This is a genomic window from Candidatus Methanoperedens sp., from assembly GCA_027460525.1.
In the GTDB taxonomy this organism is placed as follows: domain Archaea; phylum Halobacteriota; class Methanosarcinia; order Methanosarcinales; family Methanoperedenaceae; genus Methanoperedens.
Genome location: JAPZAS010000003.1, coordinates 74,502 through 86,683, shown reverse-complemented (window position 1 = coordinate 86,683; position 12,182 = coordinate 74,502). Strand labels below are relative to the sequence as shown.

At 44.8% G+C, this 12,182-nt stretch carries 15 protein-coding genes; 8 read left to right on the top strand and 7 right to left on the bottom strand.

Annotated elements, in window-relative coordinates:
• Nucleotides 1-168 precede the first annotated feature (168 nt).
• Genes O8C68_00935 through O8C68_00910 form a run of 6 tightly spaced genes read right to left on the bottom strand, consistent with a single transcriptional unit; the run spans nucleotide 169 to nucleotide 5,297 of the window.
• On the bottom strand, nucleotides 169-1,431 hold the full coding sequence (locus O8C68_00935; GenBank protein ID MCZ7394366.1) for a hypothetical protein: 1,263 nt from the start codon (nucleotides 1,429-1,431) through the stop codon (nucleotides 169-171).
• A 33-nt stretch (nucleotides 1,432-1,464) separates the two neighbouring features.
• Nucleotides 1,465-2,568 (bottom strand): pyridoxal phosphate-dependent aminotransferase, encoded by a 1,104-nt coding sequence (locus O8C68_00930; GenBank protein MCZ7394365.1) that lies wholly within the window; start codon nucleotides 2,566-2,568, stop codon nucleotides 1,465-1,467.
• Nucleotides 2,568-3,185 (bottom strand): 6-phospho-3-hexuloisomerase, encoded by a 618-nt coding sequence (hxlB, locus tag O8C68_00925; GenBank protein MCZ7394364.1) that lies wholly within the window; start codon nucleotides 3,183-3,185, stop codon nucleotides 2,568-2,570. Before hxlB ends, O8C68_00930 begins: the two co-directional genes overlap by 1 nt.
• On the bottom strand, nucleotides 3,186-3,692 hold the full coding sequence (locus O8C68_00920) for a hypothetical protein (protein MCZ7394363.1): 507 nt from the start codon (nucleotides 3,690-3,692) through the stop codon (nucleotides 3,186-3,188). It abuts the gene before it with no gap.
• 46 nt (nucleotides 3,693-3,738) lie between these two features.
• The gene (gene mtnP, locus O8C68_00915; protein MCZ7394362.1) at nucleotides 3,739-4,590 is read right to left on the bottom strand and encodes an S-methyl-5'-thioadenosine phosphorylase; all 852 of its coding nucleotides are present in this window, start codon (nucleotides 4,588-4,590) and stop codon (nucleotides 3,739-3,741) included.
• A gap of 2 nt (nucleotides 4,591-4,592) precedes the next feature.
• Nucleotides 4,593-5,297, bottom strand: a complete 705-nt coding sequence (locus O8C68_00910) for a phosphoribosyltransferase (GenBank protein MCZ7394361.1) — start codon at nucleotides 5,295-5,297, stop codon at nucleotides 4,593-4,595.
• 147 nt (nucleotides 5,298-5,444) lie between these two features.
• Between O8C68_00910 and O8C68_00905 the strand changes: the two genes are divergently transcribed.
• The 3 genes from O8C68_00905 to O8C68_00895 are packed head-to-tail and all read left to right on the top strand — an operon-like array spanning nucleotide 5,445 to nucleotide 8,538.
• Complete coding sequence (locus tag O8C68_00905) at nucleotides 5,445-6,209, top strand: circadian clock protein KaiC (protein ID MCZ7394360.1); 765 nt, start codon at nucleotides 5,445-5,447, stop codon at nucleotides 6,207-6,209.
• 10 nt (nucleotides 6,210-6,219) lie between these two features.
• Nucleotides 6,220-6,891: a triose-phosphate isomerase gene (tpiA, locus tag O8C68_00900; GenBank protein MCZ7394359.1), complete on the top strand. Its 672-nt coding sequence runs from the start codon at nucleotides 6,220-6,222 to the stop codon at nucleotides 6,889-6,891.
• Between the two features lie 39 nt (nucleotides 6,892-6,930).
• Nucleotides 6,931-8,538 (top strand): tRNA uridine(34) 5-carboxymethylaminomethyl modification radical SAM/GNAT enzyme Elp3, encoded by a 1,608-nt coding sequence (locus tag O8C68_00895; protein MCZ7394358.1) that lies wholly within the window; start codon nucleotides 6,931-6,933, stop codon nucleotides 8,536-8,538.
• Here the strand turns inward: O8C68_00895 and O8C68_00890 are convergent.
• Nucleotides 8,533-9,279 carry a Nif3-like dinuclear metal center hexameric protein gene (locus tag O8C68_00890; GenBank protein MCZ7394357.1) on the bottom strand — a complete coding sequence of 249 codons (747 nt, stop codon included), beginning with the start codon at nucleotides 9,277-9,279 and terminating at the stop codon, nucleotides 8,533-8,535. The two genes, O8C68_00895 and O8C68_00890, sit on opposite strands and share 6 nt — an antisense overlap.
• A gap of 199 nt (nucleotides 9,280-9,478) precedes the next feature.
• Here O8C68_00890 and O8C68_00885 point away from each other — a divergent pair, with 199 nt between their 5' ends.
• The 5 genes from O8C68_00885 (at nucleotide 9,479) to O8C68_00865 (ending at nucleotide 12,169) form a co-directional block, all read left to right on the top strand.
• Nucleotides 9,479-9,661: a hypothetical protein gene (locus tag O8C68_00885; GenBank protein MCZ7394356.1), complete on the top strand. Its 183-nt coding sequence runs from the start codon at nucleotides 9,479-9,481 to the stop codon at nucleotides 9,659-9,661.
• Complete coding sequence (locus O8C68_00880) at nucleotides 9,658-9,924, top strand: type II toxin-antitoxin system RelE/ParE family toxin (GenBank protein MCZ7394355.1); 267 nt, start codon at nucleotides 9,658-9,660, stop codon at nucleotides 9,922-9,924. The genes O8C68_00885 and O8C68_00880 overlap by 4 nt, the downstream gene beginning before the upstream one ends.
• A 389-nt stretch (nucleotides 9,925-10,313) precedes the next feature.
• Nucleotides 10,314-10,505 (top strand): hypothetical protein, encoded by a 192-nt coding sequence (locus O8C68_00875; protein MCZ7394354.1) that lies wholly within the window; start codon nucleotides 10,314-10,316, stop codon nucleotides 10,503-10,505.
• On the top strand, nucleotides 10,502-10,678 hold the full coding sequence (locus O8C68_00870) for a hypothetical protein (GenBank protein MCZ7394353.1): 177 nt from the start codon (nucleotides 10,502-10,504) through the stop codon (nucleotides 10,676-10,678). The genes O8C68_00875 and O8C68_00870 overlap by 4 nt, the downstream gene beginning before the upstream one ends.
• Nucleotides 10,679-10,807: 129 nt before the next feature.
• Nucleotides 10,808-12,169 carry an asparagine synthetase B gene (locus tag O8C68_00865; GenBank protein ID MCZ7394352.1) on the top strand — a complete coding sequence of 454 codons (1,362 nt, stop codon included), beginning with the start codon at nucleotides 10,808-10,810 and terminating at the stop codon, nucleotides 12,167-12,169.
• Nucleotides 12,170-12,182 lie beyond the last annotated feature (13 nt).

Below are 12,182 nucleotides of genomic sequence, written 5' to 3'. Positions count from 1 at the left end.
AAAGGCCAACCGTCAAGCCATCAAGCTTGCCTCTAACCAGAGCCAGCATAAGTGTAAGCCAGCTTGAAAACGCAAACCCTGTAATCAACGCAAAACCAGCCCTCTGCCACCCTCCATTGGATCCCAGAAACCAGCCAAAAAAAAAGCTTGAAATAATAAAAAGCAGCCCTATAAGCACTTCGAATCCTCCTTTTTGTAATTTACTTTTGATAATAATATCTTCAATGGTTTAAAATTCAATTTCACTTGATTCGTAAAGAAACAGTACAGAGTATAGATAAATACGATAGAGTTTATCCCAGAAGCAAGCAGCACATAGGGATTACCATCCGGAATGAATTGATCGTTGTTCAAATATTGTAATACGAAATGAAGGTTGAACAGAAAAGTGAATGTCATGATCCAGTATACATAATTCAAACGCCGATCAAAGCTCGCTGCAACAACAAGCGGGGCAAACATGGGGAAGAGATACCTTTCATGTACGCGGGTAAAAAACATGAAAAACCCGAAAAATAAAACCGCTGTGGCGATGTAAATAAATTTATCATCTTTATTCTTAATGGCACGATACGCTGTATACACGAATAACAAGCCAAATAAAATGTAACCCCATATTCTATAGCTTAAGAACAAGAAAACGGTATCATCCGGTTTCCAGAAACCCAATAAGGCCCAGGAATTGAAAGCATTCATGGAATTGTACGCATAATAGCCATAACCAGAAGTATATATTTTTATTAATTGATATAAGGAAGTATTCAAATAGAAAGGCAGCGCCAGAGCTATAAATACAAATGCAGATACTGCAAAAGTTTTTGCAAGCTTGAGTGGCTTTTGGTTTTTTATCATTAAAACAGCAAAGAAGGGCAAGATTACCAGGCTCAGGGGTTTACTTAAAACAGCAACAGCCATAGAAACGCCGGCAAGTTCGGGTTTATTTGAGACTATGAGCACAAGTGCAAGCAGAATGAATAAGGTATTAACGGATTCCACCTGACCCCATATTGCAGAATTGTATATCATTGCCGGGTTGAAAGCATAAAATATCATGCTTAGATAAGCTGTTTTAAACCCTGAATATTTTTTCACAACTAGAAATATTAAAAATGATGTGGCAATATCCGCTACATTCGCAGGAGCTTTTATCAGAATTGTAAAAAGGGTTGTATCGATATTGAAGGAAAAAGAAAATAATAGTTTGTATAAAGCTCCAACTATCCAGAGAATGTACATGTAAAATGGCGGATAGTCTGACCATGTACTGGAATAAAAATTCGAAATGCCATTATAATAAACTGTACGGCTCCAGAGTTTAAAGTCTAAGACATCAACCTTGTATCCATTAAACTGTGAAAGATAGATTCTGATTATGAGTGAAAGCAAAAGAGCAAGAATAACGGCTAGGTACCGTTTGTTTATACCACTCATAGTTAAGTATTCTCTTTTTCATCCATCTTTTTTCTATAAGACTTCTTTAATAATATCAAGCGCCTTCCTCAAATTCCCCTCCGAAACCGCATATGAAATCCTGATATGCCCCTTCCCGTTCTCCCCGAAAGCCAAGCCTGGAGTAACAATCACGCCTTTTTCCAGCAATTTCCGCGGCGCATCCTCATCCGCAACCTCGGGGAATGCATAGAAAGCCCCCTGCGGCTTAACGCATTTTACACCCATTGAAGCAAATCCTTCCATCAGGATATCCCTTCTTGCCCTGAAACTCTCGCGCATCTCGCTCACGCACCCCTGCGGCCCCTCAATCGCAGCCAGCGCCGCCTTCTGCGCTATTGAGTTGGCGCATGCCTGAATGTACTGGTGCACCTTGAGCATCTGCTCGATATATTCCTTCCTCGCGGCGGCATAACCGATGCGCCAGCCCGTCATGGCGTATGTCTTTGAGACGGCGTTGATGGTAATTACTTTATCAGTGAACTGCGCAGGGCTTACATGCTCGCCCTCGTAGATGAAATGCTCATAGACCTCGTCTGAGATTATCGTAATGTCATTGTCCTCTGCTATCCCTGCCAGCGCTTTAATCTCCTTTTTTGTCTGGACTGTCCCTGTGGGATTTGAAGGGGAATTAATAATCAATGCAACGGTTTTAGAAGTAATGGATTCATTCACGGCTTCCGGCGTTAATGTCAGCTCTTCGCCAAGAGGTATGCCCACCGCCCTTCCCCCCGCAATCTTTGTTAATGGCGCGTAGGATACAAAACCCGGGTCAGGTATCAGGACCTCATCACAGTCATCCACCAGCGATTGCAGCGCCAGATGAAGCGCTTCAGAGGCGCCTGATGTGACAATAATTTCATCAGGTTTTACACTAAAATGGTTCTCCCGCTTGAACTTCCTGCACAGGGCTTCCCGAAGCTCGGGAATCCCGAGATTCGCTGTATAGCCGGTGAAGCCTTTATTTATTGCATCAACTGCCGCTTTTTTAATATGCTCCGGTGTGTCGAAATCCGGCTGGCCCAACCCAAGATTGATGGCATTCGGACCCGCGCCTTCAAACATCTTCCGGATACCAGAGATGTTAATACTCTTTACCCGTTCTGAAAACATAAGCATCACTCAAACACGGTATGCCGTTTTTTCAATTCAGCTTCACTGGCTCCTGTCCTGACCATCAGCTCCGAAATAACAGCATCAAGAAAAACCAGCGCAGATATCTCAAAAATAGTCCCAAGAGGCGCAAGCTGGGGGTATCCTATCATCCGCCGTTCGTGATAATCCTCATAATTAATGTCCTCTTTAGTTCTTCCTGGGATTATAACAACGATATCAGAAATAGTGCCGAGGGTAGAATCCTTATTAGAGGTTATGACTGCAAGTTTTGAGCCAATCTTTTTCGCAATCGCTCCAAGACTTGCAATAGAAGGCGTTTCGCCAGAGCCTGAGACTGCAATCACCAGGTCATCAGGCGCCACAGCAGGCGTTGTTGTCTCACCCACCACATAAACATTAAATCCCATATGCATCAGCCTCATTGCAAAAGCCCTTGCTGCTAAACCCGACCTTCCTGCCCCCATCAGGAATATTCTCTTCGAATTCATAATGACGTTTACCAGAGATGTTACCGAGGCTGTGTCAAGTTTTGATGCGACTTTTTTTATATGCTCAGCGATAAGTTTCATCGATACAACAGTAGCCTCGCATTCTGTTTCATCTTTCCTTGAGTTTTTCATTTAAGCCACCTTTTCTTCTTCTCCCTTATATTCAATCCGCTTTGTCTCCCAGCCATCGAGCTTTTTTAACTCGTTGTATATGAGAAGCATCCTGTCAAGGCTCCCATCCCAGTGAAGCGTCTTTTTCACATCCTTTTCCCGAAGCTGGTTGAGTATAGATTTCACAAAATGGGCGAGCGCAAATCTCTTCGAAAACGGTATATTGAAAATCACCCTGTATCCGCCTTTGGTTTTTGCATAAGAAGTTAATACATATCCCATGCTTTCATACTCTGAGATGGCATTAAAGTCGCATATTACTTCCTGTTCATGGTTTACGGATGAATCTATACTTGATATTTCAAAAATTACCTGGCGTATCAGTGATTCGCTTACCTGCCTGCCGAACCATAATATAATTTTACCAGGTGTTAACGAGACATTTACGTCATCCCGTCCTATCTCCATCATGGTTATATCCCGTATATTCGCTAAAAAATCCAGATTGTCCTTAGACTCTTTAACCATCAGACATTCATCTACCTGAAAGCATATAACTATTCTGAGCTGAAAATTATAAATATTTCCCTATCAGATCATTCAGTTTCCTTTTCGACTCTACCGGGATTTTATCAGGCGACGTGATTATTGCCCCGGCTAATGCATTAGCACAGATGCAATTCCGCTTGAGGTTTATCCTCGGAATAGTCTTCTTGATGATATTTCGAACCGCCTCCTCGTTCTTCACCGCATTGGCGATTACAGTTTCAATATTGACATCCTCCTCATGCCAGACATCATAGTCTGTCACTGTTGCAATCATGCTGTAGCATATCTCAGCTTCACGCGCCAGTTTTGCTTCCGGAAGCGCGGTCATCCCGATTATGTCAAATCCCAGGTCCTGGTAAACTCTTGATTCTGCCCGGGTTGAAAACTGTGGTCCTTCCATGCAGACATATGTTCCCTTATTGTGGACAGAGTATCCAAGTTCACCAGTAATTTCTGCAATCAGGGATGACATCTCAGGGCAGAAAGGATCTGCAAAACCGATATGAACGGCAATCCCGTCTTCAAAGAATGTACTATCGCGAGTCTTTGTCCTGTCGAAAATCTGGTCAGGGATCACTATATCAAGCGGCTTCATTTCAGGCTTCAGGCTTCCTACTGCAGATGCTGAAATTATCCTTTTTACGCCAAGTTTCTTGAGGGCAAGAATATTGGCGCGGGAATTCAATTTGCTCGGGGATATGCGATGTCCCTTGCCGTGCCGTGGGAGAAATGCTATATTCGTTTCTCCGAAAGACCCTATGGTAATCGCGTCCGAAGGTTTCCCGAAAGGTGTGTCTATTTCAACTTCCTGCACATTATCCAGCATGGAGGTGTCATAAACCCCACTGCCTCCGATTATTGCAATATCTGCCTGCATAATTATGCACCTTCGTATACCCATGTCTTTTTTCCGTATATGGTTTTTGACCTGACCGCCCCTCTTCTTGCCATCTCGTTGAGTATTTCCTCCAGCCGGTCTGGCTGGGCAATCTCAAAGCTGATAGGGTCGATATTATGATATTTTAATAATCCAGACCTTATTTTTTCAATATCCCACTCATCGAGTTTTTCCTTTGCCATAAGGCGTGAGATTATATCGATCATATCCTCGATAAAATTCCAGGGATATACTATCCAGCCCCATTCCTGCACAACCTCGCCGCAGTAATCAGGTTTGATTTCGGATGTGTATAGATACTGCAATACTGCGGTTCTCACATCTTTGGGGTTCTGTTTGAGGACATATTCTTTCGCATGTGCGATACTTTTACCCGTGTCCGTAATATCATCCACTATCAATACCTTCTTTCCTGCCACGGCTTTGTCTGCAAGGGGATATCTGATAGCAGGTCCAGTGCCTGCATTGGCAGTGCCCACATAATGTTCGATTTTAAGGCTTGTCAGGTCATTAAGCCCAAGGAAATCGCAGAGCACCCTGCCAGCAAACCAGCCACCCCTTGCCAGAGCGATAATCGTATCAGGCTTATACCCTGATTCTTTAACATCGTTTGCAACATGCCTGCAAAGATCGTATATATAGTCCCAGTTGGTTATAACACATTTGAATTTGTCAGGAAGTACCATAATAGCACCGCATGGAAAAGGTATTATGGTGGCATATATTTTTTGTAAACATTTAGAATACATGATTATATCATAATAATTATTATATGATGTAATAAATAAGTATTTATACAGTAAAAGATTAGTATCTAGTAAGGTTGATTCGAAATGGCTGGAAAAAAGCATATTAAAAGTGATGATACAAAGCGCGTTCCTACTGGAATCACAGGCTTTGACGAATTATGTGGCGGAGGACTGCTGAGAAACCGAACGTATCTCGTATCTGGGGCAGCAGGCGCAGGCAAAACTATATTTGCACTCCAATATATTTACAATGGGATTACAAAATACGGGGAAAATGGTATTTATATAGCGACGGAAGAACGTCCCGACCAAATAAGGGAAAATGTCAAGGAATTCGGATGGGATTTTGAAGCCTTGGAGGAGGAGGGCAAGCTTGCGATATTGGATGCATGTTCCACTAAAATCGGCATACCATCGCACGAAAAATACGTTGACGTAAGACCATTTGACATGCGTTCGATGATGGATCAGATTATAGGGATACAGGACGACATCAAAGCAAAAAGGGCGGTCGTGGATGGAACCACATCCATCGGTTTTTATCTGCAGGACCCGTCAAAGATAAGGGTGGAACTCCTGAAATTAAGCACAACTCTGGAAATCCTGGGATTGACTTCGCTTATGACATGCGAAATAATCGATGAGAACAATCCAAGCAGGTTTGGAGTGGAGATGTTCGTTACCGAAGGGACTATTTTGATGTACTATAAACGGACGGACAGCGTTAGAACGCGCAGTATTGAGATATTCAAGATGAGAGGATCGGACCACAGCAAGAATATTCATCCTTATGAGATAACTCTAAACGGCATAGTTGTGCATCCCCACGAAGAAGTCTATACAGCTTAAATAAAAGTACATGAAGAAAAAACCGCTGATAGTATTGAATTTTAAGACCTATCCAGAGAGCATGGGCGAGAAAGCGGTCAGTATGGCAAAATACTGCGAGGAAGTGAGCAAAGATTCAGGAGTTGATATCATTGCCTGTCCGCAGATACCTGATATATACAGGGTTGCATTCTCGGTAAAAATACCCGTCTTTGCCCAGCATATCGATGCCGCAGGTGCTGGAAGTTATACAGGGCATATCACCGCTGATTGCGTTAAGTCAGCCGGAGCCAGAGGAACCCTTATAAACCACTCGGAACGGCGACTTCTATTAGCTGATGTGGACTCTGCTATACAATCCGCAAAAAAGGCTGGATTGAAAACAATCGTATGCACAAATAATATTGCCGTTACCTCGGCTGCAGCGGAATTAGCTCCTGATTTTGTAGCCATTGAGCCTCCTGAACTTATAGGTTCAGGGATTCCTGTTTCAAAAGCCAACCCGGATATCGTGCGCGGCTCGGTCAGGGCAGTGAAAGCTATCAATCCACATGTTAAAGTGCTCTGCGGCGCGGGCATTTCCACAGGTGATGATGTCGCGGCTGCACTTCGGCTCGGTGCTGTAGGCGTGCTGCTGGCTTCAGGCGTAATCAAGGCAAAAGACCCGAAGCTTGCACTATTTGATCTGGTGAAAAAGATTTGATGTAACGTTTATTGCGGTGCACGTTGTTTTGATTCCAGAATGGACGAAATTGAATCAGCAGCAAGAGAGCTAATCGAACAGCTCCTTAGAAAAGAGGTAACCGGCGAAAAAGGATTGAACGCTGCTAAAAAAGCCATCAGCATACGCTACAAACTTTCATCTCTGTTGAGCAATTCCCAGATACTTGCAGCAGCAAAAGATAAGGATGAAAAAGAAGCTGTCCTTCCGCTGCTCCAGTTAAAACCAGTCAGGACGATATCGGGCGTGGCTGTGATAGCGGCAATGACTTCGCCTGCACCTTGCCCGCATGGATTATGTGTCCCATGCCCGGGAGGTCCTGACTCAAAATTCCATTCACCGCAAAGTTATATGGGTGCAGAGCCTGCAGCACGCCGCGCAGCACAGAATAATTTTGACCCTTACATGCAGGTATTCTCACGCTTGCAGCAGCTTTCGCAGATAGGGCATCCCATTGAAAAGGCTGAACTTATCGTGATGGGAGGGACATTCACGTCCCGTACACTGTGCTATCAGGAGTGGTTCGTGAAGCGTGCTATTGAAGCGATGAATGATTTTTACGGAACTGAATGGCGAATGGGGAATAGTTACAATTCAATCGAGGAAGTCCAGTCGGGCAATGAGAGCGCACGCATCAGGAACGTGGGGATTACAATAGAGACAAGACCAGACTGGACAGAAAAAGAGCATATCGATACCATTCTTGACCTTGGGGCGACAAAGGTGGAGATAGGAGTGCAGAGCACGTATGATTTCATCCTCGCAGGCATACAGCGCGGGCATACGGTAGCAGAAAGTGCGGCTGCCAATACAAGGCTGCGTGACAGCGGGCTGAAAGTGGGATTTCACATGATGCCCGGTCTTCCAGGCTCTGCGCCTGAATCGGATTTTCGCATGTTCAGGAGATTGTTCGAGGATGAGCGTTTCATGCCGGATTATCTCAAGATATATCCAACATTAGTGACAGAGGGAACGAGGCTTCATGGGATGTGGGAGCTTGGAAATTATGCGCCGCTTGAAGTGCTTGAGGCAGTGGATTTGTTCGCAAGAATCAAATCCATTATACCAAAATGGGTACGTTTGCAGAGGATACAGCGTGATATCCCTGCATACCAGGTGCTGGCAGGGATAAAGAAAAGCAATATAAGGCAGCTTGCTAAAGAACGGCTTCTGGAAATGGGAGGGAGGTGCAACTGCATCAGGTGCCGCGAAGTGGGGCACAGGATGTTAGAAGGTGTAGAGCCTGAGAACATAGAGCTTACAAAGGAAGAATACAGGGCTTGCGGCGGCAGGGAGCATTTCATTTCATTCGAGGATATAGAGAAGGATATATTGGTAGGATTTATCAGGCTGCGCTTCCCTTTCGCACCTCACAGGAAAGAGCTTCTCGGGTCGGCGCTGGTGCGAGAATTGCATGTCTATGGCGCGATGGTTCCGCCTGGCGAGAGTGCAGGCGAGGCGCAGTGGCAGCACCGAGGATACGGCGAGGAGCTTCTCGCGGCGGCTGAAGAGGTGTCACGCTCTGCAGGATATGACAAGATTGCGGTAACAAGCGGCATAGGAGTGAGGGATTATTACAGGAAGTTCGGATACGAGCGCGAGGGTGCGTATATGACGAAAAAACTATAATCTGCGTTCATCTGCGGTTCCTAACCTTACCACAGGCTTATCCTCAATGAAAACGGATTCTATCGGCAATCGCTCGCACAATTTTTTCATTGCGGGCGCTTCTGTGGCATAATGTGTAGCGTCGAAAAGACACAGCTCTCCCGCATAGTCTATCGCATCGTGGCGCAGCTCCCCTGATACAAGCGCATCGGCGCCGTGTTCGAGAGCTATGTCGATGTATTCTCTCCGAAAGCCACTTCCGCCAACCACCATGACTTTTTTAATTTCGCGGTCTCCAATGAATTGCACATGCGTATCCAGCTTTTTTGCTAAGAACGAGGCGAATTGCGGGGCGCTGCACGTCTTTATTTCGCCCAGTCTGCCAAGAGCAAGCGGAATTATGCAGCGCAAGCCCAGAATCCCGGCGAGCACGTCATTCACGCCGCCTTCAGCTTTGTCGTAGTTGGTGTGCATGGTGTAGATGGAAATATCGCTATCGATAGCAATTTTTAATAGATCGGATAATCTCTTTGAGATGAGGTTCACAGGGTCGAATATCAGCGTGTGGTGGGTGACAAGCAGGTTTGCACCGAGGCGCGCCGCTTCTTTCAGCACATGGTCTGTGGGGTCAAGCGCAACTGCGATTTTCCTGATGTCGGCGCCCCGGTCGAGAACGAGTCCGATTCTGCCGGCATCAAAGTCTTCGGCTAAGGCGGGCGGCGCGATGGATTCGAGGATGGGGATGAGTTCACGGAGGTTCATGGGTGGGTTGTTTGGTCAGAGGGTTATTTAAGGGTTGGTTTTTCTTTGGATTATAGGACGACCTCGGAAAAACAAGGCGTCTCAACGCTTGCGCATGAGGGTTAGTATCGCATTTTAGTTGCTTCGACTTTTATCAATATGAGTCAATATATATGTTTTAGAAAGTCTTATAAATTTGAATGTATTAAAAGAATATTACATGGAAACAGTAACTGAATTGAAAAGAATCCGCGCCGATCTTGATATGCTTACGAATCTCTATTCAAAACTTGTCGACAGGCTGATTCCAGAAGAAGAACCTGAAGCTGAAGACCTCAAAGCGATACGGAGCAGGGACAAAGTAGCTTCAGAGTCTGAACTTCTAAAGGTATTGGATGCATGAGCTTTGAGATAAATATCAAAGACAAATCTTTGAAATTTATATCATCCCTGCAAAAACGTGACAGAGAGCGCCTCAAAGAGGCAATCCTCGTTTTAAAAGATGAGCCTGTTCCTATAAAGTCCCTTGATATTGCCAAGATAAAAGGTGAGAAGAATACGTATCGGATACGTAAAGGGAAGTTAAGGATAGTTTATGAAGTCATATGGGAGCAAAAGCTTATTCTGATCCATAGAGTCGATTTCAGGGGAGACGCTTATAAGTAAAATCCGTGCCCATAATTGTTATTCTGGTTTAATATGTCGTATGGATGTATTCAACGCCCATTGTTTGTAATAACGGAGTCGGCGCGATGGATTCGAGGATGGGAATTAGCTCTTTTAAGTTCATAAGCGTTTGTTAGTCGGGAGGATTATTTAAGGATTGGTTTTTAAACAATGATGGAGGTATCAGAACCCATCATGTGCGGCATAGCAGGCGCGGCAGGAAAAGACTCGGAAACATTAGTTAAAAAAATGCCCGGAGCTATCAAGCCGATATAGGCAAATGTATTTAATATGTGAAATTTATCTATCTAATAATTAGCACAGCATAATCTCTTTGCAATTTCAGATTACCTTAAAAACCATTAAGAAATTTACTAAAGAGGGAAAACATGCAAAAATTCAAAAGCCAGTACATTGTAAACGAAAAAGGCAAAAAGACTGCCGCAATCCTTCCAATCGAAGAATACGAAGAGCTATTGGAAGACCTCCACGATATCACGATTGTTGCAGAACGCCGTGATGAGCCCACGATAACCTTAGAGGAACTCAAAGAAAGATTGAGAAAAGATGGGCTCCTTTGAAATTCAATGGAAGCGGTCGGCAGAGCGGGACTTGCGGAACATCGACAAACAATATATTCCTCGGATATTCAAAAAAATTGAATCTCTCGCCGTTAATCCCTTCCCGTCTCAATATTGCAAGCTTCGGGGCACGGAACGGCTTTATCGAATTCGAGTTGGAGATTACAGGGTGATATACCATGTGGATACTGAGACAAAGACTGTAATCATTTATTACGTCCGTCATAGAAAAGAAGCGTATCGAGGACTATAATAAGAATCTTAGCCGAATCCTTTTTTAAACATCTCCCTAATTAACTCCCATGTGCGGAATAGCAGGCGCAGCAGGAAAAGACTCGGAAGCTCTTGTCAAAAAGATGCTGGAAGCAATCAAGCACAGGGGACCCGACGGCTCAGGCACATGTTCTCTGGGCGATATCACCCTCGGCAATGTCCTGCTCAAAATCACAGGCGATAAACACCAGCCTCTAACAAACGGCGGCGCGCTCACATACAACGGGGAGATATACAATTTTCATGAGATAGCGGAAAGGCTTCATATCACAACGGATTCGGACAGCGAGGCGCTTTTTGCTCTGATTAGCACAAAAGGCATAGAAGCCGCGATTCCCGAACTGGATGGTGACTATGCATTCGCATACGCTAAGGATGAAAAGCTGCGTCTCGTGCGCGATCCAGTGGGCGTAAAACCACTTTTTTATGCTAAAAATTGTGAACTCTTTGCCTTTGCATCCGAGAAAAAAGCGCTGTCTGCAATCGGGATGACTGAGATTCGCGCCCTCAAGCCAGGACACATGCTTACTTACGGCGCCGGCAGATTCATTGAAAAAAGGATAACGGGTTTCGTTGCAGGTGATGGACTCGCTGATGAAAATATAGCCTCAGAGGCTCTATTTAACGCAATAAAACAAGCTTCGGAAAAACGATACTACACGCCATGCGCCATCGCATTCTCAGGTGGTCTGGACAGCTCCCTGATTGCGGCGCTGTGTCCTGAAGCGGAGCTGTATTCGGTTGGCATGGAAGGCTCGCATGATATCACACATACTAAAAGAGCAGCCAGACTTCTTGGACTTTCTGACAAACTGCACGTCCATGAACTTACGGCAGATGAATTAGAGGCTGCCATTCCAGATGTAATACAGGCAATCGAATCATTTGATCCACTAAAGGTAAGTATTGCACTGCCTCTATTTTTTGCATCAAAAGGCGCTCACAAGGATGGAATTCGCGTAATGCTTTCAGGTCAGGGCGCGGATGAACTCTTCGCAGGATACAAAAGGTATGAATCCTTGAATGCAAACGAACTTGAATACGCGCTTCTGAAAGACCTTGAGAATATTGCAGAGAATAACCTTGAGCGCGATGATGCCGCGACCATGGCAAATGCTGTTGAGCTCCGCGTTCCTTTCCTTGATAAAGAGGTGGTGGAACTGGCTTTGGGGATTGCGCCTGAACTTAAGGTACACAAGGGGATGCGCAAATACATACTGAGGCTGGCAGCAAGGAAAATCCTGCCCGATGAGCTTGCCTTTAAAGAAAAGAAAGCGGCGCAGTACAGCAGTGGAATTTATTCTGCGCTTCTTGGTATTGCAAAGAAAAATGGACACAGGGGAGAGCGAGCCCTGGGAAGGTATCTTGGGAAAATATTAACCGCAGGTTAAATTATTAAGATTA

Bases quoted from the DNA above. Each gene is read 5' to 3' on its own strand.
- O8C68_00935 (MCZ7394366.1), bottom strand. From the start codon at position 1,431: ATGAGTGGTATAAACAAACGGTACCTAGCCGTTATTCTTGCTCTTTTG.
- O8C68_00930 (MCZ7394365.1), bottom strand. From the start codon at position 2,568: ATGCTTATGTTTTCAGAACGGGTAAAGAGTATTAACATCTCTGGTATC.
- hxlB (MCZ7394364.1), bottom strand. From the start codon at position 3,185: ATGAAAAACTCAAGGAAAGATGAAACAGAATGCGAGGCTACTGTTGTA.
- O8C68_00920 (MCZ7394363.1), bottom strand. From the start codon at position 3,692: ATGGTTAAAGAGTCTAAGGACAATCTGGATTTTTTAGCGAATATACGG.
- mtnP (MCZ7394362.1), bottom strand. From the start codon at position 4,590: ATGCAGGCAGATATTGCAATAATCGGAGGCAGTGGGGTTTATGACACC.
- O8C68_00910 (MCZ7394361.1), bottom strand. From the start codon at position 5,297: ATGGTACTTCCTGACAAATTCAAATGTGTTATAACCAACTGGGACTAT.
- O8C68_00905 (MCZ7394360.1), top strand. From the start codon at position 5,445: ATGGCTGGAAAAAAGCATATTAAAAGTGATGATACAAAGCGCGTTCCT.
- tpiA (MCZ7394359.1), top strand. From the start codon at position 6,220: ATGAAGAAAAAACCGCTGATAGTATTGAATTTTAAGACCTATCCAGAG.
- O8C68_00895 (MCZ7394358.1), top strand. From the start codon at position 6,931: ATGGACGAAATTGAATCAGCAGCAAGAGAGCTAATCGAACAGCTCCTT.
- O8C68_00890 (MCZ7394357.1), bottom strand. From the start codon at position 9,279: ATGAACCTCCGTGAACTCATCCCCATCCTCGAATCCATCGCGCCGCCC.
- O8C68_00885 (MCZ7394356.1), top strand. From the start codon at position 9,479: ATGGAAACAGTAACTGAATTGAAAAGAATCCGCGCCGATCTTGATATG.
- O8C68_00880 (MCZ7394355.1), top strand. From the start codon at position 9,658: ATGAGCTTTGAGATAAATATCAAAGACAAATCTTTGAAATTTATATCA.
- O8C68_00875 (MCZ7394354.1), top strand. From the start codon at position 10,314: ATGCAAAAATTCAAAAGCCAGTACATTGTAAACGAAAAAGGCAAAAAG.
- O8C68_00865 (MCZ7394352.1), top strand. From the start codon at position 10,808: ATGTGCGGAATAGCAGGCGCAGCAGGAAAAGACTCGGAAGCTCTTGTC.